The organism is Janibacter indicus (genome assembly GCF_900176385.1).
In the GTDB taxonomy this organism is placed as follows: Bacteria; Actinomycetota; Actinomycetes; order Actinomycetales; family Dermatophilaceae; genus Janibacter; species Janibacter indicus.
In genome coordinates this window covers 97176-118793 of sequence record NZ_FWXN01000012.1, presented here as the reverse complement: position 1 = coordinate 118793, position 21618 = coordinate 97176, and the positions used below count along the sequence as shown (strand labels likewise).

Genomic DNA, 21618 nt, shown 5'->3' with positions numbered 1-21618 from the left:
AAACGCCAGCCCCCATCCCGGGGCGAAGGGGGTCGCCCCGCACGGCGTAGTACGGTCGCCCCGAGATGACCCCACGTCGAGGCAGCGACGAATCCGCTGCACGTGGGGTCGAGAGATGAGGCGCACATGGCCAGCAAGCTCGTCATCGTCGAGTCACCCGCCAAGGCCAAGACCATCGCGGGGTACCTCGGTCCGGACTACGCCGTCGAGGCGTCGGTGGGGCACATCCGGGACATCCCGACCCCGTCCGAGATGCCGGCGGACATGAAGAAGGGGCCCTTCGGCCGCTTCGGGATCAACATCGAGGAGGGCTTCGAGCCCTTCTACGTCGTCGACCCGGACAAGAAGAAGAAGGTCACCGAGCTCAAGCGTCTGCTCAAGGACGCCGACACCCTCTACCTCGCCACCGATGAGGACCGCGAGGGCGAGGCCATCGCGTGGCACCTGCTCGAGACGCTCAAGCCGAAGATCCCGGTGCAGCGCATGGTCTTCCACGAGATCACCAAGGAGGCGATCCAGCGCGCCGTCGAGGACACGCGCGAGCTCGACCTCGACCTCGTCAACGCCCAGGAGTCGCGCCGCATCCTCGACCGGCTCTACGGCTACGAGGTCTCGCCGGTGCTGTGGCGCAAGGTCAAGGCGGGGCTGTCCGCCGGCCGGGTGCAGTCGGTTGCCACCCGCATCGTCGTCGAGCGCGAGCGCGAGCGGATGGCCTTCAAGGTCGCCTCCTACTGGAGTGTCGAGGGCAAGTTCAGCACCGGTGCGGCCCCCTTCGCCGCGCGCCTGGCGAGCCTCGACGGACGCAAGGTCGCCACTGGCTCCGACTTCGACGACACCGGCGCGGTCAAGAAGGACGCCCGCGCGCTCGACGAGCGTGCCGCCACCCAGGTGGCCGAGGCGACCATCGCCGCCGCGGTGACCGTCAGCTCGGTCTCCGAGAAGCCCTACACGCGCCGGCCGTACGCCCCCTTCACCACGTCGACGCTGCAGCAGGAGGCCGGTCGCAAGCTCGGCCTCGGCTCCAAGGCGGCGATGGGCGTGGCGCAGAAGCTGTACGAGAACGGCTACATCACCTACATGCGTACCGACAGCACCAACCTGTCGAGCTCGGCGCTGGCCGCCGCCCGCGGCCAGGCCCGCGACATGTACGGCGCCGACTTCGTGCCCGAGTCGCCGCGCGTCTACGGCAAGAAGTCCAAGAACGCGCAGGAGGCGCACGAGGCGATCCGCCCCGCCGGCGACCGCTTCCGCACCCCGGCGCAGGTGGCCGGTGAGCTGCGGGGCGACGAGTTCCGTCTCTACGAGCTGATCTGGAAGCGCACGGTCGCCTCGCAGATGGCCGACGCCAAGGGCTCGACCGCGACGATCCGCATGCGCGCCGACCTCACCGGCTGCGAGGCCGGCGAGCTCGCCGAGTACACCGCCTCCGGCACCGTCATCACCTTCCGCGGCTTCCTCGCCGCCTACGAGGAGGGCACCGACGAGCCGGCGCAGCCGGCCAAGGACGGCGAGGCCCGCCTGCCCAAGGTCGAGGAGGGCGCGAGCCTCGACGTCGTCGACGCGACCGCGTCGGGTCACGAGACCTCGCCGCCGGCGCGCTACACCGAGGCCTCGCTGGTCAAGAAGATGGAGGAGCTCGGCATCGGCCGCCCCTCCACCTATGCCTCGACGATCAGCACGATCCAGGACCGCGGCTACGTCCGCAAGAAGGGCACCGCGCTCGTCCCGACGTGGTTGGCCTTCGCGGTGACCCGCCTGATGGAGGTGCACTTCAGCCGGCTCGTCGACTACGACTTCACCGCGTCGATGGAGGTCGACCTCGACGAGATCGCCGCCGGCGACGCCGACCGCGTCGCCTGGCTGCAGCGCTTCTACTACGGCGACGAGGGCAGCGGCCCCGGCCTGTCCGGGCTGGTCTCCGACCTCGGCGACATCGACGCCCGGGCGATCTCGACGATCGAGATCGGCGACGGCATCGTCGTGCGGGTCGGTCGTTACGGCCCCTACGTCGAGGAGGTCGTGCCGAAGGGGGTCGACCCGGCCACCGGTGAGGTCACCGACGAGACGCAGACGACGCCGGCGCCCAAGCGGGCGACGATCACCGACGATGTGGCGCCCGACGAGCTCACGCCGGCGATGGCGCGCGAGTTCCTCGCCGCGGCCGCCGACGACGGTCGGGTCCTGGGCCAGGACCCCGAGACCGGCCGCGACGTCGTCGTCAAGAACGGTCGTTACGGCCCCTACGTCACCGAGGTGCTCGAGGAGTCGGCCGACGACAAGCCCAAGCGTGGCAAGGCCAAGGTCAAGCCGCGCACGGCCTCGCTCTTCAAGAGCATGGACCCCTCGACGGTCGACCTCGAGCAGGCGCTGAAGCTCCTCTCGCTGCCGCGCACGATCGGCACGGTCACCGAGACCACGACCGGTGAGGACGGCGCGGAGACGTCCGTCGAGGTGCCGATCACCGCGCAGAACGGTCGCTACGGGCCGTACCTGAAGAAGGGCACCGACTCGCGCTCCATCGAGACCGAGGAGCAGCTCTTCACGATGACCCTCGAGGAGGCCGTCGCGATCTACGCCCAGCCCAAGCAGCGTGGCCGCGCCGCGGCCAAGCCGCCGCTGGCGGAGTTCGGCGAGGACCCGGTGAGCGGCAAGAAGGTCGTCGTCAAGGACGGGCGCTTCGGCCCCTACGTCACCGACGGTGAGACCAATGCCACCCTCCGTCGCGGTGACGAGCCCGAGACGCTCACCGCGGAGCGGGCCTACGAACTCATCGCGGAGAAGCGCGCCAAGGGGCCGACGACTCGCAAGAAGTCGGCGAAGAAGTCGGCGAAGAAGACGGCCAAGAAGGCCACGAAGTCGACGGCGAAGAAGGCCACGAAGAAGGCGGCGGCCAAGAAGGCGTGAGCGGAACCACCCCGACGCACGCGTTGCCGGGGTGGTTACCCGTGGGTATGGTCGCAGCAACCCGCGCACCGAAGGAGCTGCACCGCATGGAGCTGGACCCGTCGACCTTCGACTCGATGACACCTGAGGAGTTCGCCCGGACCGTCAAGCAGATGTCCGACAAGGAGATCTCGGAGACGATGCGTGGTGAGCACCGTGGCGCCGTCCTCGACGCCGTCTTCGGTCGTTTCCCCGAGCTCTTCCGGCCCGACAAGGCGAAGGGGGTCGCCGGCACGGTCCAGTTCCGCATCACCGGAGGCCCGGACGAGCAGCCCCACGACACCTACGAGATCGTCATCAACGAGGGCACGTGCGCCGTCTCGCCCGAGGCAGGCGAGACCTACGACGCCTCGCTGATGATGGCGCCGCCGGAGTTCGTCAAGATGGCGACCGGCCGGGGCAACCCGACCATGCTCGTGATGCGCGGCAAGATCAAGGCCAAGGGTGACATCGCCCTGGCCGCGAAGTTCCCCTCCCTCTTCGACATCCCGAAGGCCTGATGCCGACATGAACCCTCTGACCATCGCCAAGACCATGGCCAAGCGGGGGATGCTGGCCCCGGGGCCGCCCGCCGCCCAGGTCAAGCAGCTGACCGCGCTCAAGAAGTGGGGCTTCGGTCTCGCGGGCGAGCTGCGCCAGGCGGCCAACCGCTCGCCCAAGACGGTCGCGGTCATCGACGAGAGCCGGGGTGCGACGACCTACGCCGAGCTGCTGGCCAACTCGGAGAAGATCGCCGTCATCCTCCGTGAGATGGGCTTCGGCCCGGGCGACCGCCTCGGTCTGCTCGCCCGCAACCACGTCCAGGCCATCGAGGTCATGACGGCCACCTCCGCGGTCGGCATCGACCTCGTCCTGGGCAACACCGGTCTCGCCGGGCCGCAGTTCGCGGTCGTCGCCGAGCAGCAGGGGATCAAGGGCCTCATCCACGACGACGAGTTCGCCGAGGTCGTCTCGCACCTGCCGGCGCAGCTGCCCCGGGTCACCGAGACCGAGCTGGCCCAGCGGGTCGAGGCGACGGCCCGACCCGAGTCGCTGCCGGTGCCCGCCAAGGGCGGCCGCACGATCATCCTCACCTCCGGCACCACCGGCACGCCCAAGGGCGCCGCGCGCAAGACACCCGGCGGCTTCGGCCCGCTCATCTCGATCATCGACCGGATCCCGCTCAAGGCACACGACCGGATCCTCATCTCCGCGCCGATCTTCCACACCTGGGGCTACGCGGCGATGCAGCTGTCGATGGCGCTGCGCGCGACGATCGTGCTGCAGCGTCGCTTCAAGCCCGAGGCAGCCCGGGCGGCGCTCGAGGAGCTGCAGCCGGACGCGATGTTCGCCATCCCCGTGATGCTCCAGCGGATGATGGAGTTGCCGAGCGACCCGGCTGCACGCAGCCGCCGCAAGCTGCGGGTGGTCGCGACCTCCGGGTCGGCCTACCCCTCGGGCTTCACGACGAAGTTCATGGACGAGTACGGCGACGTGCTCTACAACCTCTACGGCTCGACCGAGGCCTCCTGGGTGTGCATCGCCACGCCTGCCGACATGCGCCGGCACCCCAACGCCGCCGGCACCCCACCGCTCGGCACGGTCGTCAAGATCCTCGACGAGGACGGCAAGGAGCTGCCGAAGGGGGAGACCGGCCGGATCTTCTGCGGCAACGAGCTCGTCTTCGACGGCTACACCAACGGCAAGACCAAGGACTTCGTCGACGGCCTCGTCTCCACGGGCGACATGGGCCATGTCGAGGGTGACCTCTACTTCGTCGACGGTCGCGACGACGACATGATCGTCAGCGGCGGCGAAAACGTGTACCCCATCGAGGTCGAGGGGCTGCTTGCCGAGCACCCCGCGGTCCGTGAGGTGTCGGTCATCGGCGTGCCCGACCCCGACTTCGGTCAGCGCCTCGCGGCCTTCGTCGCGCTCACCGAGGGCCACGAGCTGAGCGCCGACGAGGTCAAGGAGCACGTGCGCGCCCACCGCGCCCGCCACTGCATCCCGCGCGAGGTCGTCTTCATGGACGAGCTGCCGCGCAATGCCACCGGCAAGATCCTCAACCGGGAGCTGCGCAAGCACTTCGCCTGACCCCCGCTGGCTGAGGAGGTCGCGCAGCGACCGTCCCCCCTCCCTTCGCCCGCTCGGTGGGCCCAGGACCCTGCATTGCCCTATGGCAATGCAGGATCCAGGGCCCAGAACTCTGCATTGCCGTAGGGCAATGCAGGGTCGGGGGCGGTCAGAGCCACTGGCCGAAGGCCAGGGGCTCGCGGGTGAAGCGGTAGGTGGCCCAGTTGAGGTGGGTGACGGTGCCGGAGGCATCGCGGGTGACCCGCAGCAGCTCGCCGCGCTCGCGGCCCGACACCGTGCGGTAGCGGTCGGTGGCCTCGGCCTCGAAGACCGAGGGCGGCAGCTCCTTCGCCTGTCCGGCGACCTTGGCCTCGAGCCGGCCCTCGCGCACCGACAGCACGAAGTGGGTCCCCTCGGAGTACCAGTGCCCGAGCAGCGGGACGAGCTCGTCGGGCAGCTGCGTCCCGGGCTGCCAGGGCTCGGGCTGCACCGGCTCGCGCTCGATCGCGATCGTCCCGAGCTCGATGGCCGCGGCCGCGGGCGGGACGGGGGCGGAGTTGTTCATCAGGATCAGACCCGTTGTCGCAGAGGAGCGCTCGGTGAAGACGCCGGTGATCGAGCCGGGCCAGCCGCCGGTGTGCCCCACCCAGGTGCGACCCTCGTGCCGGACCAGCTGGAAGCCCAGACCCCAGGCTGAGGTCCACCCCGTCATGTCGGCCATGACCTGCGGCTGGCACATCTCCTCGAGCGTGTCGGGGGAGAGGACCTCGTCGACCGGGGCGGCCACGAAGCCGCCCCAGCGCGCCATGTCGGTGGCCGTCGACCGCAGCCCACCGGCCGGATCGAGGGCCGCCGCGTCGAAGACCGGCTCCTCCACGGGGACGTCGGCGAAGGGAGGCACGTAGTACCCCTTCGCCCGGCGGCCGGAGGGCGCGGTGCCGGTGCGGGTCATCTCGAGCGGGTCGAGGATGCGGCGTCGGATCGACTCCTCCCAGGTGCACTCGTCGAGGCGGGCGATGATCTCGCCGAGGACGGAGTAGGCGAGGTTGGAATAGTGCCAGCGGTCGTGCGGTCGGCCCACACGCTCGGCCTGCGACCAGCCGGCGAGCAGGTCCTCCCGCGAGGGCATGACCATCGTGTCGAAGACGTCGCCGACCGGCTCGCGCTGCATCCCGGAGGTGTGCGAGAGCAGCTGCCGGATCGTCACGCGGGCGTGGGCGGAGTCCGCGAGGTGCTGCTCGACCGTGTCGTCGAGGTCGAGCCGGCCCTCGTCCCGCAGCGCCATGACGGCCACCGCGGTGAAGGTCTTGGAGTTGCTCGCCACCGGGTACTGGGTGTCGGCGTCGGGTGCCTCGCCGGGCGTCGCGAGGTCGATCGCCCCGATGCCGGTGGACCACTCGAGCCGGCCCGCCCGGGCGACGCCGGCGACGAGGCCCGGGACCCTCCCTTCGGTCTGCGCGGTGAGGGCGCGGGAGGTGAGGGCACGGGCGGTCTCGTCGGTGAAGGTCATGGCACGACCTTAAGGAGATGCGACGGGCGAGGGGCGGTCAGGCCTTGATGAAGCCGGCCTCCCGCAGCCACGCGATCGCGACGTCCGCCGGGTCCTCGCCGTCGACGTCGACCCGGGCGTTGAGGTCGATGAGCACGTCGTCGGTGAGCTTTTCGACGACCGGCGCGAAGAGCTCCTTGACCGCCGGGTGCTCCTCGACGACCGCCTGGGTGAGCACGGGCGCGACGTTGTACTTCGGGAAGAAGGCCTTGTCGTCCTCGAGCACGGTCAGGTCGAGCGCCTTGATCCGACCGTCGGTCGTGAAGACCTCGCCGAAGGTGCACGTGCCCTCGTCGGTGGCCTGGTAGATCGCCCCGGTGTCGAGCACCTTGACGTTCTTCGCGGGGAAGTCGCTGCCGCGCTTCAGCCCGTACTTCTCGAGCATCGGGTCGAAGCCGTCGTTGCGGTTGTTGAACTCGGACTCGACGCAGAAGGTCAGCTCGGCCTTGGGCACCTTCGCCAGCTCGGAGAGCTTGGTGATGCCGAGCTTCTTGATCGTCTCGGTCGGCCCGGCGAAGCCGTAGGTGTTGTTCATCGGCGCCGGGTCGAGCCAGACGAGCTGGTGCTCCTCGAGATCGCGGTCGCGGACGGCTTCGTACTGCTTGCGCTCGTCGGGGATCGGGGTGGTCTCGCCGAGGTAGGCGATCCACGCGGTGCCCGTGTACTCCCACTGCATCTGGACCTGGTCCTCGATCATCGCCTGGCGGGCGCTGGACGAGCCGGGGATGTTGGTCAGGTCGGCCGCGTCGGCGCCGGCCGCGCGCAGCAGGATGACGGCCATCTTGCCCAGGATGAGCTGCTCGGTGAAGTTCTTCGACCCCACCCCGATCGAGGCACCCGACAGGTCGACGTCGGCGATCGGCCCGGCAGCCTCCCCGGAGGGCACGAAGCCGCCGCTCGTGCCCAGACCGCATCCGGCGAGGGCGAGGCCGAGCGTGCCGGCTCCGCCCAGGAGCAGGGTGCGTCGGGTCAGCTCGGCCGAAGGGAGGGCACGTCGCGTCGTCATGAGGTCCCCTTGGGAGTGAGGACGAGCTCGAGCACCCGGCCCGCCCAGTCGATGAGCAGCGCGACGACCGCGATGATCACGGCGCCGCTGACGAGGATGGGGTAGCGGAAGAGCGTGATGCCGGTGACGATGAGCGCGCCCAGCCCGCCGGCGTTGACGAACGTCGCGAAGCTCGCCGCACCGACGACGAGCACGAGCGCGGTGCGCACACCGGCCATGATCACCGGCATGGCGAGCGGCAGCTCGACCCGGCGCAGGACGTCGACGGGGGACATGCCCATGCCGCGCGCGGCCTCGACGAGGGTCTGGTCGACCTGCTGGAGGCCGACGATCGTGTTGCGCAGCACCGGCAGGAAGCCGTAGATCGCCAGCGAGATGACGGCGGTGCGCACGCCGAAGCCGAGCCACATCGCCAAGAGCACGATGAGACCGATGACCGGCGCGGCCTGGCCGGCGTTGGCGATCGCCGTGATCGGTCCGGAGAAGCGGCGGGCCGGGCCGCGGGTGAGCAGGATGCCGATGGGGATCGCGGTGACGAGCACGACGGCGGTCGTGATGAGGGTGAGCGTGATGTGCTCGCGGGTCAGCGTGAGGATCGTGCCCCACGCGAGCTGACGGGCCTCGATGTCGTCGAGGTCGGCGGTCTGCCGCCAGATCGCCCAGCCGCCGAGGATCGCCGCGCAGAGCAGCGGCAGGCCGACGAGCAGCCCGATCGTCGTGCGGCGGTCCTCGACACCGGTGTCGGCGGTCGAAGGGGAAGTCCTCACCTCGGTCATGACGTGGCCTCCTGCGCATCCGGGTCGGACGCGGCGCGGATGTGGTCGGTGACCGCCTCGAAGGTCACGACGCCGAGGAACTCGTCGCGGCGGCCGGTGACGAGGACGCCGCCGTGGGTGCTCGCGAGCATCGAGTCGAGGGCGTCGTTGATCGTCGAGCGCCGGTCGATCACCGAGATGTCCTCCTCGGTGTGGTCGGGCAGACGAGGCATCCGGGCGGCCTCCTTGAGGCTGTACCACCCGACCGGGCGACGTCGGGAGTCGAGCACGATGACGTCGTTCTGGCCGCCGGCGCGGGCGGCCTCGGCGGCGGCCTTGCCGTCGTCACCGACCGTGGCGAGGACCGGGCTCTGCAGCTCGAGCTCGTCGACGCGCGAGAGGCTCAGCTGCTTGAGCGAGGACCCAGCCCCGATGAAGTCCTCGACGAACTCGTCGGCGGGGTTGGCCAGGAGGGTGGTCGGGGTGTCGTACTGGGCGATCTGGGCGCCCTCGCGCAGCAGGAGGATCCGGTCGCCGAGCTTGACCGCCTCGTCGATGTCGTGGGTGACGCAGACGATCGTCTTCTGCAGCTCCTCCTGGATGCTCATCAGCTCGTCCTGGAGCCGCTGCCGGGTGATCGGGTCGACCGCGCCGAAGGGCTCGTCCATGAGCAGCACCGGCGGGTCGGCCGCGAGGCCGCGGGCGACGCCGACGCGCTGTTGCTGCCCGCCGGAGAGCTCCTTGGGGTAGCGGTCGCGGTAGCGCTTGGGGTCGAGGCCGACGAGCTCGAGCAGGTCGTCGACACGCTCGCTGATGCGGCGCTTGTCCCACTTGAGCAGGCCCGGGACGAGGGCGATGTTGTCGCCGACCGTCATGTGGGGGAAGAGCGAGCCGCCCTGGATGACGTAGCCGATGGTGCGGCGCAGCTCGGTCGCATTCTTGCTGCGGATGTCCTCGCCGTCGATGGTGATCGTCCCCGAGGTCGGCTCGTGGAGGCGGTTGATCATCTTCAGCGTCGTCGTCTTGCCGCAGCCCGAGGGGCCGATGAACATGACGATCTCGCCGGCCGGCACGGTGAGGGACAGCCCGTCGACGGCCGGCACCTTTTGCCCGGAGTAGGTCTTGGTGACGTTGTCGAAGACGATCTCGGCGCCGCTCACCTCCCGGTCGGCTGCGGGGTGCTCGGGTGCGGGCTGCTGGTCTGCGGTGGTGGACATCAGGCGCGGATCCCCTTCGAGGTGGTGAGTCGGCTGACGAGCAGCAGGGCGGCGTCGAGGAGCAGGGCGAGGACGACCACCCCGAGGGTCCCGACGAGGGCGTAGTTGAGGGCATTGGCCCCGCCGATCTGGGCGAGCCCGGTGAAGATGTAGGGGCCGAGGCCAGGCCCGAGGGCGTAGGCGGCGATCGCGGCGACGCCCATCGACATCTGGGCGGACACCCGCAGGCCGGCCATGATCACCGGCCAGGCCATCGGCAGCTGCACCCGTAGGAAGCGGGCCGTCGAACCCATGCCCATCCCCTTCGCCGACTCGAGCAGGGTCGGGCTGACGCCCGAAAGGCCGACGACGGCATTGCGCAGGATCGGCAGGGTCGCGTAGAAGGTCACCGCTATCACCGAGGGCAGCGCGCCGATGCCGACGAGGGGCAGGAGGAGGCCGAGCAGGGCGAAGGAGGGGATCGTCAGGCCGATGGCACTGAGCATGTTGGCCGCGGGCTTCAGCTGCGGCACCCGGGTGACGAGCACCGCGAGCGCGATGGCGATGATCGTCGCGAGGAGGACTGACTGAGCCACCAGCGAGAGGTGCTGGAAGGACCGGAAGAGGATGTCCTGCCACTTGTCTGCGACGAAATCACCCACGGGCATCCTCTCCTCGACCCCGGCTCTCGGGACCAGTCGTCCACTCAACCCCGCGGGGGAGCCGGACCCGCCGCTCAGCCGTCCATCGCGACCGACTTGTGACCTTTGCGCAGCACCTGCTCGGCACCGGACTCGCGTGTCGGCACGGTGCCTTAGGGTCGACGACGTGACGGATCGCGGATACTTCATCGCCTTCGAGGGGGGCGACGGCGCCGGCAAGTCGACGCAGGTCAGGCACCTCGTCGAGGCCCTCGAGGCGGCGGGCCGCGAGGTCGTCGTGACCCGCCAGCCGGGGGGCACCGCCCTCGGTGCCGCGCTGCGCGACCTCGTCCTCCACGGCGAGGCGATCACGCCCCGGGCGGAGGCCCTGGTCTTCGCCGCCGACAAGGCCCAGCACGTCGAGGAGGTCATCCTCCCTTCGCTCGCCCGCGGAGCGGTCGTCGTCACCGACCGCTACACCGACTCCTCCGTCGCCTATCAGGGCGCCGGCCGCTCCCTCGGGGCGCAGGAGGTCGCCGACCTGCAGTCCTGGGCCGTCGGTGGACTCACCCCCGACCTCACCGTCCTCGTCGACGTCGACCCGGCCACCGGGCGCCGCCGCCGCGGCGGCACCCACGACCGGATGGAGTCCGAGGCCGACGCCTTCCACACGGCGGTGCGTGAGCACTTCCTCGCGATGGCCGAGGCCGCGCCCGAGCGCTACCTCGTCGTCGACGGGGCCGCCCACGCGCTGGCCGTCGCCGACCGCGTCCGCTCCCGCCTGCAGCGCGAGGGCGTCCTGTGACCGCCGTGGCGGGTGAGGGGCCGGCCCCGATCTGGCGCGACGTCGTCGGCCAGGCCGAGACGGTGACGACGCTGACCCGGGCGGTCGCCGACCCGGCCGCCATGACTCACGCCTGGCTCTTCACCGGGCCGCCGGGGTCCGGGCGGTCGACGGCAGCGCGGGCCTTCGCCGGGGCGCTGCTGTGCCCGAGCGGTGGCTGCGGCGAGTGCCGTGAGTGCCGCACCGCGCTCGACGGGACGCACGCCGACGTCGACGTCCTCGCGACCGAGGCCCTGTCCATCGGCGTCGCCGCGACCCGCGACCTCGTCCAGCTCGCCGGCCGCTCGCCGAGCGTCGGGCGCTACCGGATCATCCTCGTCGAGGACGCCGACCGGCTGACCGAGCAGTCGGGCAATGCCCTGCTCAAGGCACTCGAGGAGCCCACGCCGCGCACCGTCTGGCTGCTCTGCGCGCCGAGCCTCGAGGACGTGCTCATCACCGTCCGCTCGCGCTCGCGGCACGTTCGGCTGCGCACCCCGCCCGTGCCCGAGGTCGCCCAGCTGCTCCACCGCCGCGACGGCATCGACATCGGCATGGCGACCTATGCCGCCCGGGCCGCGCAGAGCCACATCGGCCTGGCCAAGCGGCTGGCGACCGACGAGGGCGCGCGCATCCGCCGCCGCGACACCATCGCCATGGCCGGCCGCATCCGGGGTGTGTCCGACGCGGTGGGCGCCGCCGCCGACCTGCTGCAGATCGCCGAGCAGGAGCGCGACCGCACGCTCGAGGCCCGCGCCGCGGCGGAGAAGGAACGTCTCCTCGAGACCCTCGGTGCCGACCCGAGCGCGCGGACCCAGCCACCGCACGTCCGGGCTCAGGTGAACGCCCTCGAGCGTGAGCACAAGACGCGCGCCACCCGCTTCACCCGCGACATGGTCGACCGGGCGCTCGTCGACCTGCTCTCGGTCTACCGCGACGCGCTCGTGCTGCACGCGGGCTCGCCCGTCGCCCTGGTCAACGAGGACGCCCGACCGGTCGTCGAGGAGGTCGCGCGGGCCTTCGGCGGCGAGGGGCTGCTCGGCGCGATGGAGGCCATCGCGACCGCCCGCGAGCGGATCGCCGCCAACGTCGCGCCGTTGCTGGCGCTCGAGGCGATGGCGGTCTCGCTGCAGCTGCCATCGCGCTGATCGACATCAGGCGACAGGTAGCGTCTGCGCCATGAGTCGTGCCCGTCGCACCGTCCGTGTTCTGGCCGCCGCGGCGGCGCTGCTCCTGCCGGTGGCCGGCTGCTCGCTGCTCGAGCCCGACACCCAGCCCACCGGGCTCGGCCCCGGCAACACCGCGCCGCCGGCGGGGACCACGGGGCTCGAGCGCTTCTACGCGCAGGACCTCGAGTGGGGCGGCTGCCAGGGCAGCGACGGCGAGTGCGCCACGCTCGAGGTTCCGATGGACTACGAGCAGCCCGACGGCCAGACCATCGAGATCGCCGTCCTGCGAGTCCAGGCGAAGGGGGAGGCCGCGGGCTCGCTCGTCGTCAACCCCGGTGGCCCGGGCGGCTCCGGCGTGGACTACGCGGCGGCGGCGGACTTCATCGTCAGCGACCAGATCCGGCGCCACTTCGACGTCGTGGGCTTCGACCCGCGGGGCGTGGGGCGCTCGCACCCGGTCGACTGCCTGAGCGATGCCGACATGGACGATTACCTGGCCAAGGACCCGACGCCCGACACCCCGGAGGAAAAGTCGGCGGGGGAGCGCGCGCAGAAGGAGTTCGCCGACGGGTGCAAGGACAAGACGGGCGAGCTGCTCGGTCACGTCTCCACCGCCGACGCCGCGCGCGACATGGACGTGCTGCGGGCCGCCCTCGGCGACGGCAAGCTGACCTACCTCGGCAAGTCCTACGGCACCTACCTCGGCGCGACCTATGCCGACCTCTTCCCCGACCGTTCCGGGCGCATGGTCCTCGACGGAGTGCTGCCTCCCGACGCGACCTCCGAGGAGGTCGCGATCGGTCAGGCCAAGGGCTTCGACACCGCGACCCGGGCGTGGGCGCAGGACTGTGTCGATGACGACTGCCCGCTCGGCTCGAGCGTCGACGAGGTCGTCGAGCACGTGCAGAGCCAGCTCGAGGAGCTTGACGAGCAGCCGCTGCCCGCCAGCGCGGGCATCGAGCTCACCGAGGGTTGGGCGACGTGGGGCATCGCGCAGGCGATGTACGACCAGGGCATGTGGTCGCAGCTGACCGACGCACTCGTCGCCGCGGACGACGGTGACGGGGGCCCGCTCAGCGAGCTCGGCCGCGCCTATGCCGGCCGCGACTCCGGCGGGACCTACCAGAACAACATGCTCGAGGCCCTGCCGGCCGTCTCCTGCCTCGACACCCCGGACGGCCCCGGCGATCCCGACGACCTCGTCGCCCGCGCCGAGAAGGAGGCCCCGATCTGGGGCCGCGCGCTCGCCTCGGAGTCACCCTGTGCCCAGTGGCCGATCGACCCCACCAACACGCCGCACGAGGTCGACGCCGAGGGGGCCGACCCGATCCTCGTCGTCGGCACGACCCGCGACCCCGCCACGCCCTACGAGTGGGCGCAGCGCCTGCACGAGCAGCTCGCCGACTCCGCCCTGATCACCCACGAGGGCGACGGGCACACCGCCTACATGCGCCAGAACTCCTGCGTCGACGAGGCGGTCGACGAGTTCTGGCTCACCGGCACGACGCCCGACGGTGGCGAGCTGACCTGCGAGGAGTGAGCGTCAGGACGTGACGGTGACCGTGTCGCGCCAGCTGGGGATCCAGGCGCCGGAGCTGGTGTCCTTGCCGCTCAGCAGGACCTCGTACTCACCCGGCGGGGCCCAGCTGCCGTCGGCGAGACGGCCTTTCCACGTCACCGTGAGGTCGGTGTCGCCGGTCCGGGTGCTCGACCGGTCGGAGATGACCCCGTGCTTGTCGCTGGAGATGCGCACGCGCCAGGTGACGTCGCCGGTCGTGCGCACCTGGAGCGCCGACCCGCCCGTGCCGTAGGCGACCCGACGCGGGCTCGTGCTCGGCGTGTAGAAGGCGGTGCCCTGCCGGGCCCGGGCGTCGGTGCGGATCTCGGGCAGACGTGCCGTGAAGTACTGGCCGGGGCAGGTCGTCTGGCCGACGGAGCGGTGGCCGACGACGGTGGGGAGCCACTCGCCGCCGATCGTCGCCTTGGCCGTCGGGTCGACGTGGTGGCGGGCGAGCTTCCACGCCATGAGCCGCTCGATGCTCGTCGTCATGGCGTCGGGCGCCGCGGTCTGGTCGTAGTCGCCCATCGCCGAGATGCCGAAGGTCTGGCTGTTGACGCCCTGGGCGTGGGCGCCGACGACGGCCTTGTCGACGCCGCCGGCGCGGCCCTCCCACAGCCGCCCGAAGCGGTCGACGAGGACGTTGTAGCCGATGTCGTTCCACCCGCGGCCGTTGACGTGGAACTCGTAGATGCCGCGCATGATCGCCGGCACCTCCTCGCGGGAGTAGCCGTTGACCCCCGCGGTGTGGTGCACGACCGCGCCGCGCACCTCGCCGTAGTCGGGGTCGCCCTTGCGGATCGACTCGTCGGCCCCCCACTCGGCCCGGCTGTGGATCGTCGGCCGCTTCTGGGGGTTGGTCTCGACCGCCGTGGAGAGGGAGGTGGTGTCGCTGCCGGCGGTGGCGTCGGCGGTCGAGGTGCCCGGGTCGATGACGTCGACCTTGAGGCCCTGCGGCCGGGCGCCGGCAGACTCCACGCGCACCTGGATGCCGTCGGAGGGCGCGGTGACGAGCGGCTGGGTGCCGCCCCGGGTGGCGGCCGCCTCGGCAGAGCCGGCGTCGGGTCCCCCTTCGGCCTCGAGCAGGCTCCAGCCCGACCACCGGCCGGTCTGCGCGTCGCGGGTGCGGACGAAGGCCTCGACGTCGGTGCGCGAGCCGTCCCACGTCAGGCCCGCGACGCGGAAGTCCTTCGTGGCCAGGGTGTCCGTCATGCCGACGACCCGGTCGCCGGAGCGGCCGGCCGTGGGCACTTTGGGGGCCTTCGACAGCGCGGCCTGGTCGACGCCGGGGATGGGGATCGAGTCGCGTTGTGCGGCAACCGGACTGGGCGCGGCGCTGCCGCCTGAAGCCGGGATGACGGTGTCCAGGGACGTGGCCAGGGCGGTGACGGTCAGGCGGGAGAGAGCACGACGAAGGGAGCTCACGTGGACACCTCGCAGGGGGTTTGGGTCCGATGGGCCCGGCCCACGCTAGCTGCGGGTGGACGGCCCTGCAGGACGAGTCGCATCCCTTGCGGCACAGGGGGTGTGCCCCCTTCGTCCGTGCCGCAGTACGTCGAGATCAGGCGAAGGGGGGAGCCTGGGTACGACTACTCCGTGAGGGTGGGTGGGGCCGGGGCCACAATGCGGAGGTGACCACTCCACGACAGCACCTGAAGAACGCCGCCGGCTTCGTGCTGGTCTGGGCCGTGGCCAAGCTGGCGCACCGGGTGCGCTTCCGCACCGCCGGTGCCATCCCTCGACGAGGGCCGGTGATCCTCGTGGCCAACCACCTCACGATGTCCGACCCGCTGGCCGTGGCGCGGGTGACGATCGGCCACCGGCGCTTCCCGCACTTCCTCGCGATGAAGGAGGTCTTCGGGTGGCCGGTCGTCGGTGCGCTCGCCCGGGCCACCGGCCAGATCCCCGTCGCGCGAGGCTCGGCCGCGGCGGCCGATGCCCTCGACGCGGCGTCGGAGCGGCTCGAGCAGGGGCAGCTTGTCGCGCTCTACCCGGAGGGGCGCCTCACGACCGAGCCCGACAGGATGCCCGGGCCCGCCCGTACGGGAGCCGCGCGGCTCGCCCTTCGTCATCCCGAGGCGCCGGTCATCCCAGTCGGGACGTGGGGCCCGCAGCAGGGCCACCGCCACCTGTGGCACCGCCACACGGCCTGCCTGTCGGTCGGCGACCCGGTGGACCTGTCGGCGTGGGCCGGGCGGACCGACGATGCCGCCGCCCGCGAGGTCACCGACGCGATCATGGCCGCGATCCGCGAGGAGATCGGGCACGCCCGGCAGATGTGGGAGTCCCGCTGACCCTCGCGGCATGTCGCGCGGCAGTTCGGTGGCCAAGCTGTCTGGAAGGCCCGGAAACTCACGGGTTTCGCTCTGGTCAGGCAGCGAACTGCAGTCCGACACGCCAACGACAGCAGGCCCCCGACCGGAGTCGGGGACCTGCTGGTGTGGCCGCGCGTCATCGCGGTCCCGGGGTCGCCTGACGGCGTTGATGCCGCCCGGCTGCCCGGAGAAGGGGGACCAGGTGACACCAACGACACCAGGTGACACCAACGACGCCGGGCTCCCAGCCCGGCACCCCTGCGCTGTCGAGAGGTGGGGTACCAGAGGGGTACCAGCGCGCGAGCAGTCGTGACCGGACGGGCCCCGGAAATGACGAAAACCCCCGATTTCTCGAGGGTTTCGCGTGGAGCCGCCTGTCGGAATCGAACCGACGACCTTCTCATTACGAGTGAGACGCTCTAGCCGACTGAGCTAAGGCGGCATGCGCCCGTGGACGCGAGGCACGAGTATACGGATGAGTGCCCGTGGCGCGTAATCGGGTCGACGGCCGCTGCGCGCACCTCAGAGGTCGAAGTGCTCCTCGAGGTCCTCGGTGGTCGTGTTGCTCCCCGTCGACGGCGGAACGACGCCGGCTGTGGGCACCCGCTCAGCCGGGTTGCCCGTCGGGTGGGCTTCCAGCCGCACGAACGCCGTGCGGACGTGCGGCTGCTCCCGGTAGGTCCGGGCGACCGCCTCGAGGACGGACCCGAGAGCGGCGGCGACGGCCGTGCGGTCGGCGCCCTGCAGGGTCAGCACCCCGCTGATCGTCGTGCCCGCCGAGGCCGAGTCCTGGTACTGGACCCGGCCGTCGACGTACACCGGCAGGGCGCTGACGGCGGACTGCAGCGCCTCCTGGACCGCTCTTGCGTCGCTGCGTCGGCCGCACGCCCCGACCGACAGGGCGAGCCCGCCCAGCAGGACCGCCCGACGTGTGGCGCGCATCAGCCCGCGAGGGCCTCGTCGCGCCGAGTGCCGATCCGCTCGAGGACGACGTCGGCGACGACCTCGGGGTGGGTCTCCATGAGCCAGTGCCCGGTGTCGAGGGGACGGATGATCGCCAGCTCGGGCTGGTCGCCGGCGCGACGGCGCAGCTGCTCGACCGTGCGTTGGGTCGCGACCTCGCCGAAGGCGGGGTCCTTCGTCCCCCAGACGTAGGCCGTCGGGATGACGCGACGGTGCACGCTGCGGCGGGGACCGCCCTTCGACCGGCGCTTGCGCCACATGAGGGTGGGGGAGAGGGCGGCCCGGTACCAGGCGAAGGTCCCCTCGGCGGCGCCCGGGGTCTTCAGCCGGCGGGCGTCGTGGGCGGCGCGCTCGCGGGGCATGCCGATCCGCTCGAGGACCTGCTGGGCGAAGAGTCGGAAGAAGAGGACCGGCAGCACCGGCAGGGCGAAGAGGGCCATGTACCAGGAGTGCTTGAGCTGGTCACCGGATCGCATGCCGGCGGCCATCCCGGCGGGGCTCGGCGTGGACAGCACCGTGAGGGTCTCGACTCGGTCGGGCTCGCGGGCGGCGATCGCCCAGGCCAGCGCCCCGCCCCAGTCGTGGCCGACGACGTGCGCCCGTTCCGCGCCGACCTCGTCGAGGAGCGCGGTCACGTCGCCGACGATCTCGGTGATGACGTAGTCGAGGTGGTTGCCCGGGCGGGCGCCGGGGGAGTAGCCGCGCAGGTCGGGCGCGAGGACCCGCAGCCCGGCCTCGGCCAGCCGCGGCGCCACCGAGTGCCACGACGTACGGTCCTGCGGCCAGCCGTGCAGCAGGACGACGACGTCACCCTCCTGCGGGCCGAGGTCGTCGAGGTCGAAGGTCAGTCCGTCGCGGGAGTAGTAGCGCACGAGGCCAACGTAGTTGACGCTCTGGGCCGGTGGTCTCGAGGCTCGCTGGCGCTCGCACCTCGACCCACGTGGTGGACCGCGGAAGGGCCGGTGGTCTCGAGGCTCGCTGGCGCTCGCACCTCGACCAACGGAGGGGAGCAGGATGGGCAGGTGCCAGGGCCGCGCTTCGTCTTCCACCACGAGTGGGTGCTCGACGCTCCGCGGGACGCGGTCGTCGCGGCGCTCGCCGACATCGAGGGCTACCCGCGGTGGTGGCCACAGATCCGCTCGCTCGAGCGGATCGACCAGACGTCCGGCCGCGGGCGGATCCGCAGCGCCCTGCCCCTGACCCTGCACCTGGTCCTCACCCGCGAGATCGAGGACCGCGAAGGGGGCCACCTGCGGGTGCGCCTCGACGGTGACCTTGCGGGGTGGGCCGGGTGGACGATCGGCAGCGACCCGCGGGGCGGGACGAGCGCGGTCTTCGACCAAGACGTGAGGGTCGCCGCCCGGTGGTCCCGGGCGGCGACCCTCTCGCCTGCGGTGCTGCGGGCCAACCACGCGTGGATGATGCGGCAGGGCCGCCGCGGGTTGGCGCGCGAGATCACTCGTCGTCGCTGAGCGGCTTGTCCTTCGTCGCGAGCTCCTCGTGGGCGCGCGCGGAAGCGGCCTCGATGTCCTCCGGCGAGTGGGAGGCGTCGGGGTGGGCCTGCGAGTGGGCCGAGGTCGGCATCGTCCAGCGGGCGGTGCTCATGCCGGCGGCCTTGGCGCGCTCGATGGCCTCGGTGACGGTGCGCTCCGCCTCCTCGCGGCCGACCCAGTGGGCACCCTCGACGGACTTGCCGGGCTCGAGGTCCTTGTAGGTCTCGAAGAAGTGCTGGATCTCCAGGCGCCAGAACTCGCTGATGTCCTCGAGCTCCTTGATGCCCTCCTTGCGTGGGTCGCCGGCCGGGACGCACAGGACCTTGTCGTCGCCGCCGGCCTCGTCGCGCATGTGGAACATGCCGATCGGCCGCGCCCGCACGAGGCAGCCGGGCCAGGTCGGCTCGTCGAGCAGCACCAGCGCGTCGAGCGGGTCGCCGTCCTCGCCGAGGCTGTCCTCGACGTAGCCGTAGTCGCTCGGGTAGGCCATGGAGGTGAAGAGCATGCGGTCGAGGCGGATGCGACCGGTCTCGTGGTCGACCTCGTACTTGTTCTTCTGGCCCTTCGGGATCTCGATGGTGACGTCGAACTCCACAGTCGTACCTCTTGTCTGTGACGGGTGAACTATTCTCGGGCCCAGTGTTCCACCACCACCGCCAATTCACCGCAGGGGGCCGCGCGTGCGCCGCACTCTGATCGCCGTGACCTCTGTCGCAGCCCTCGCCGTCGGCTACGGCTTCGCCGACGCCCACGACCGCGTCCCGGGCGTCCTCACCATCGACGAGGCGGTCGCCGAGCAGGCCCCCGAGTACCAGCCGGCCGAGTCGGTCCTGCCCGCCGCGTCGACCACGGCACCGGTCCCGACCGAGCAGGGGCTGGCCCGTGAGCTGCGTGGTGACGTCGGGGCCTCCGCCCTCGGGCCGCGCGTCGGCGTCGTCGTCCGCGACGCGCTCACCGGCGACACCCTGTGGGCCCAGGACGAGGACCGCGCGCAGACGCCCGCCTCGACGGCCAAGCTCCTCACGGCGGCCGCGGTCGCCGAGCGCACCGACCTGACGACGACGATGAAGACCACGGTCGTGCAGGGCGAGGGCGACGAGCTGGTCCTCGTCGCCTCCGGCGACACGATGCTGGCCAAGGGTGCCGGTGACCCGACCGCGGTCGAGGGCCGGGCGGGCCTGGCCGACCTCGCCGAGGAGGTGGCCGCCTCGCTGCAGACGAAGGGAGGGACGCGCTACTCCCTTCGCCTCGACGCGACGTACGCGGCGGGGCAGCGCTACGCGCCGGGCTGGTCCATGGCCGACGTCGCCGCCGGCTACACGCAGGGCGTGTCGATGGTCGGGCTCGCCGGCGACCGGCCCGAGCCCTTCAAGCCCTCACCCAAGGTGCCCGAGCGCGTCGTCCTCAAGGCCTTCGCTGCCCAGCTGAAGAAGGCGGGCGTGTCCGTCAGCGTCGACGACTCCTCCCGCACGTGGCGCACCCCGGCCCCCCAGGGGGCCGAGGAGCTCGGGTCCGTCGAGTCGGCCCCGCTCGGCGACGTCCTCGCGCTCGCCCTCGACCACTCCGACAACGCCCTCACCGAAAACGTCGCGCGCCAGGCCGCGGTCGCCGACGGCGCCGGGGCGAGCTTCGCCGAGGTGACCCGCTGGGTCCGCACGACGCTGGAGGACGCCGGGGTCGACATGACCGGGGCCAAGCTCAGGGACAACAGCGGCCTCAGCTCGGGCCAGGTCGTGCCTGCGCGGGTGATCTCCGATGTCATGCAGCTGGGCATCACCGGCAGCGCCACGAGCATGACCCGGGTGCTGTCCGACCTGCCGATCGCGGGCCTCACCGGCACGCTCCACGACCGCTTCCTCGTCGAGGAGTCCCGTGGGGCCGCCGGCATCGCCCGCGCCAAGACCGGCACCCTCACCGGCACCTCCGCCCTCGCCGGGACGACGACGACCGCCGACGGCCGGCTGCTCACCTATGTGCTGGTCGCCGACCGGGTGCCCTCGACGACGGGCACGCTCGGCGCCCGCGCGGCCCTCGACGAGGTCGTCGCCGACCTCACCGACTGCGGCTGCCGCTGACTCGACGTGGACCGGCTCCGTAGGGTGGCACCGTGACCAACTACGTGGACTGGAAGTTCGCCACCTCCGCGGGCACGCGGCTCGTGCCGCCCGGCCCCGACGTCAGCCCCGAGGAGGCGGTCGAGGCCGTCGAGGAGATCCGGGCGCTGGCGGGGCAGGCCGTCGAGCCGGTCGCCGCGACCTCCCGGCTGCGCGCTCCCGGTGACGCGCCCGCTCCGCTTGTCATCGATCGCCGCACGTGGATCGAGGTCAACGCCGCGTCGATGTCGGGCATGCTCGACCCTGCCTTCGAGGCCGCGTCGCGTCGCAAGACCAAGGAGCCCTCCGCGGCCGCCCAGGCCGTCGGCTCCAAGATCACCGGGGCCGAGGCCGGCGGAATGCTCGCCTTCCTCTCGACCAAGGTGCTGGGCCAGTACGACCTGGCGCCCGAGGGAGACCCGGCGCTGCTCCTCGTCGCGCCCAACATCGTCGCGACAGAGCGCGACATCGACGCCGTGCCCCGCGACTTCCGCCTGTGGGTCTGCCTCCACGAGGAGACCCACCGGGTGCAGTTCACCGCGGTGCCGTGGCTGCGCGACCACCTCGTTACCAGCGCCCGCAGCCTCGCCGGCGACCTCATGCCCGACTCCGAGGCCCTGCGCACCCGCCTCGAGCAGGTGACCACCCAGCTGCCGCGGGTGTTCTCCGGCGACAGCCAGGGCCTGGCCGAGCTCGTCATCATGCCCGAGCAGCGCGAGCGGATGGCCCAGGTCACCGCCGTGATGTCGCTGCTCGAGGGCCACGCCGACGTCGTCATGGACGACGTCGGCCCCGAGCACGTCCCGACCGTGGCGACGATCCGGGCCCGCTTCACCAAGCGCCGCAAGGGCGCCGGTGCCGTCGACCGTCTGCTGCGTCGCCTCCTCGGCCTCGAGGCCAAGATGCGTCAGTACCGCGACGGCGCCACCTTTGTCCGCACGGTCCAGGACGCCGTCGGCGTCGACGGCTTCAACGCCGTGTGGACCTCGCCCGAGACGCTGCCCACCGCACGCGAGATCACCGAACCCGCCGCCTGGGTGCAGCGGGTCCACGGCTGAC

At 71.8% G+C, this 21618-nt stretch carries 19 protein-coding genes and 1 tRNA gene; 10 read left to right on the top strand and 10 right to left on the bottom strand.

Annotation, left to right across the window (positions count from 1 at the left end; all coding sequences use genetic code 11):
• Positions 1-126: 126 nt before the first annotated feature.
• The 3 genes from topA (at position 127) to B9B60_RS14790 (ending at position 5019) form a co-directional block, all read left to right on the top strand.
• A complete protein-coding gene (gene topA / locus B9B60_RS14800; RefSeq protein WP_084452580.1) occupies positions 127-2904 on the top strand; it encodes a type I DNA topoisomerase in 2778 nt (925 codons plus the stop codon).
• Positions 2905-2990: 86 nt separating this feature from the next.
• On the top strand, positions 2991-3443 hold the full coding sequence (locus tag B9B60_RS14795) for an SCP2 sterol-binding domain-containing protein (RefSeq protein WP_084452578.1): 453 nt from the start codon (positions 2991-2993) through the stop codon (positions 3441-3443).
• A 7-nt stretch (positions 3444-3450) separates the two neighbouring features.
• Positions 3451-5019, top strand: coding sequence for an AMP-binding protein (locus B9B60_RS14790; protein WP_084452576.1), 1569 nt, complete (start codon positions 3451-3453; stop codon positions 5017-5019).
• Positions 5020-5167: 148 nt separating this feature from the next.
• Here the strand turns inward: B9B60_RS14790 and B9B60_RS14785 are convergent, their stop codons facing one another.
• Genes B9B60_RS14785 through B9B60_RS14765 form a run of 5 tightly spaced genes read right to left on the bottom strand, consistent with a single transcriptional unit; the run spans position 5168 to position 10166 of the window.
• Positions 5168-6508: a serine hydrolase domain-containing protein gene (locus B9B60_RS14785; RefSeq protein ID WP_084452574.1), complete on the bottom strand. Its 1341-nt coding sequence runs from the start codon at positions 6506-6508 to the stop codon at positions 5168-5170.
• 37 nt (positions 6509-6545) lie between these two features.
• Complete coding sequence (locus B9B60_RS14780) at positions 6546-7553, bottom strand: glycine betaine ABC transporter substrate-binding protein (protein ID WP_084452573.1); 1008 nt, start codon at positions 7551-7553, stop codon at positions 6546-6548.
• The gene (locus B9B60_RS14775; RefSeq protein WP_084452572.1) at positions 7550-8329 is read right to left on the bottom strand and encodes an ABC transporter permease; all 780 of its coding nucleotides are present in this window, start codon (positions 8327-8329) and stop codon (positions 7550-7552) included. The genes B9B60_RS14780 and B9B60_RS14775 overlap by 4 nt, the downstream gene beginning before the upstream one ends.
• Positions 8326-9525: an ABC transporter ATP-binding protein gene (locus B9B60_RS14770; protein ID WP_084452570.1), complete on the bottom strand. Its 1200-nt coding sequence runs from the start codon at positions 9523-9525 to the stop codon at positions 8326-8328. The genes B9B60_RS14775 and B9B60_RS14770 overlap by 4 nt, the downstream gene beginning before the upstream one ends.
• A complete protein-coding gene (locus B9B60_RS14765; protein WP_084452568.1) occupies positions 9525-10166 on the bottom strand; it encodes an ABC transporter permease in 642 nt (213 codons plus the stop codon). The genes B9B60_RS14770 and B9B60_RS14765 overlap by 1 nt, the downstream gene beginning before the upstream one ends.
• Before the next feature lie 166 nt (positions 10167-10332).
• Between B9B60_RS14765 and tmk the strand changes: the two genes are divergently transcribed.
• From tmk to B9B60_RS14750, 3 genes are read left to right on the top strand one after another with little or no spacing between them, the layout of a single operon-like run.
• Positions 10333-10950 carry a dTMP kinase gene (gene tmk, locus B9B60_RS14760; RefSeq protein ID WP_072625471.1) on the top strand — a complete coding sequence of 206 codons (618 nt, stop codon included), beginning with the start codon at positions 10333-10335 and terminating at the stop codon, positions 10948-10950.
• Positions 10947-12116, top strand: a complete 1170-nt coding sequence (locus B9B60_RS14755; protein WP_084452566.1) for a DNA polymerase III subunit delta' — start codon at positions 10947-10949, stop codon at positions 12114-12116. The genes tmk and B9B60_RS14755 overlap by 4 nt, the downstream gene beginning before the upstream one ends.
• A gap of 31 nt (positions 12117-12147) precedes the next feature.
• Positions 12148-13677, top strand: a complete 1530-nt coding sequence (locus B9B60_RS14750) for an alpha/beta hydrolase (protein WP_084452564.1) — start codon at positions 12148-12150, stop codon at positions 13675-13677.
• Positions 13678-13680: 3 nt separating this feature from the next.
• On the opposite strand, the gene B9B60_RS14745 is transcribed toward B9B60_RS14750, so the two are convergent.
• Positions 13681-15120 carry a peptidoglycan recognition protein family protein gene (locus B9B60_RS14745; protein ID WP_084452562.1) on the bottom strand — a complete coding sequence of 480 codons (1440 nt, stop codon included), beginning with the start codon at positions 15118-15120 and terminating at the stop codon, positions 13681-13683.
• A gap of 206 nt (positions 15121-15326) precedes the next feature.
• Between B9B60_RS14745 and B9B60_RS14740 the strand changes: the two genes are divergently transcribed.
• Entirely contained in the window at positions 15327-15989 is a 663-nt protein-coding gene (locus B9B60_RS14740) for a lysophospholipid acyltransferase family protein (RefSeq protein ID WP_084452560.1), read from the top strand.
• Between the two features lie 386 nt (positions 15990-16375).
• On the opposite strand, the gene B9B60_RS14735 is transcribed toward B9B60_RS14740, so the two are convergent.
• The 3 genes from B9B60_RS14735 to B9B60_RS14725 form a co-directional block, all read right to left on the bottom strand.
• Positions 16376-16452: transfer RNA gene (locus B9B60_RS14735), tRNA-Thr, on the bottom strand.
• 80 nt (positions 16453-16532) lie between these two features.
• Entirely contained in the window at positions 16533-16952 is a 420-nt protein-coding gene (locus B9B60_RS14730; RefSeq protein ID WP_084452559.1) for a hypothetical protein, read from the bottom strand.
• On the bottom strand, positions 16952-17845 hold the full coding sequence (locus B9B60_RS14725; RefSeq protein ID WP_084452557.1) for an alpha/beta fold hydrolase: 894 nt from the start codon (positions 17843-17845) through the stop codon (positions 16952-16954). The genes B9B60_RS14730 and B9B60_RS14725 overlap by 1 nt, the downstream gene beginning before the upstream one ends.
• A 150-nt stretch (positions 17846-17995) precedes the next feature.
• On the opposite strand from B9B60_RS14725, the gene B9B60_RS14720 reads away from it, so the two are divergent.
• Complete coding sequence (locus tag B9B60_RS14720; RefSeq protein ID WP_084452653.1) at positions 17996-18445, top strand: SRPBCC family protein; 450 nt, start codon at positions 17996-17998, stop codon at positions 18443-18445.
• On the opposite strand, the gene B9B60_RS14715 is transcribed toward B9B60_RS14720, so the two are convergent.
• Positions 18429-19061, bottom strand: a complete 633-nt coding sequence (locus B9B60_RS14715) for an inorganic diphosphatase (protein ID WP_084452555.1) — start codon at positions 19059-19061, stop codon at positions 18429-18431. The two genes, B9B60_RS14720 and B9B60_RS14715, sit on opposite strands and share 17 nt — an antisense overlap.
• A gap of 106 nt (positions 19062-19167) precedes the next feature.
• Between B9B60_RS14715 and dacB the strand changes: the two genes are divergently transcribed.
• Both dacB and B9B60_RS14705 read left to right on the top strand, forming a co-directional pair.
• Entirely contained in the window at positions 19168-20541 is a 1374-nt protein-coding gene (gene dacB / locus B9B60_RS14710; protein WP_143445607.1) for a D-alanyl-D-alanine carboxypeptidase/D-alanyl-D-alanine endopeptidase, read from the top strand.
• 32 nt (positions 20542-20573) lie between these two features.
• Positions 20574-21617: a zinc-dependent metalloprotease gene (locus B9B60_RS14705; protein ID WP_084452552.1), complete on the top strand. Its 1044-nt coding sequence runs from the start codon at positions 20574-20576 to the stop codon at positions 21615-21617.
• Position 21618 lies beyond the last annotated feature (1 nt).

Excerpts from the sequence above, each read along its gene's own strand:
- B9B60_RS14795 (WP_084452578.1), top strand. The coding sequence starts at position 2,991 with ATGGAGCTGGACCCGTCGACCTTCGACTCGATGACACCTGAGGAGTTC.
- B9B60_RS14790 (WP_084452576.1), top strand. The coding sequence starts at position 3,451 with ATGAACCCTCTGACCATCGCCAAGACCATGGCCAAGCGGGGGATGCTG.
- B9B60_RS14770 (WP_084452570.1), bottom strand. The coding sequence starts at position 9,525 with ATGTCCACCACCGCAGACCAGCAGCCCGCACCCGAGCACCCCGCAGCC.
- topA (WP_084452580.1), top strand. The coding sequence starts at position 127 with ATGGCCAGCAAGCTCGTCATCGTCGAGTCACCCGCCAAGGCCAAGACC.
- B9B60_RS14775 (WP_084452572.1), bottom strand. The coding sequence starts at position 8,329 with ATGACCGAGGTGAGGACTTCCCCTTCGACCGCCGACACCGGTGTCGAG.
- B9B60_RS14785 (WP_084452574.1), bottom strand. The coding sequence starts at position 6,508 with ATGACCTTCACCGACGAGACCGCCCGTGCCCTCACCTCCCGCGCCCTC.
- B9B60_RS14730 (WP_084452559.1), bottom strand. The coding sequence starts at position 16,952 with ATGCGCGCCACACGTCGGGCGGTCCTGCTGGGCGGGCTCGCCCTGTCG.
- B9B60_RS14750 (WP_084452564.1), top strand. The coding sequence starts at position 12,148 with ATGAGTCGTGCCCGTCGCACCGTCCGTGTTCTGGCCGCCGCGGCGGCG.
- B9B60_RS14780 (WP_084452573.1), bottom strand. The coding sequence starts at position 7,553 with ATGACGACGCGACGTGCCCTCCCTTCGGCCGAGCTGACCCGACGCACC.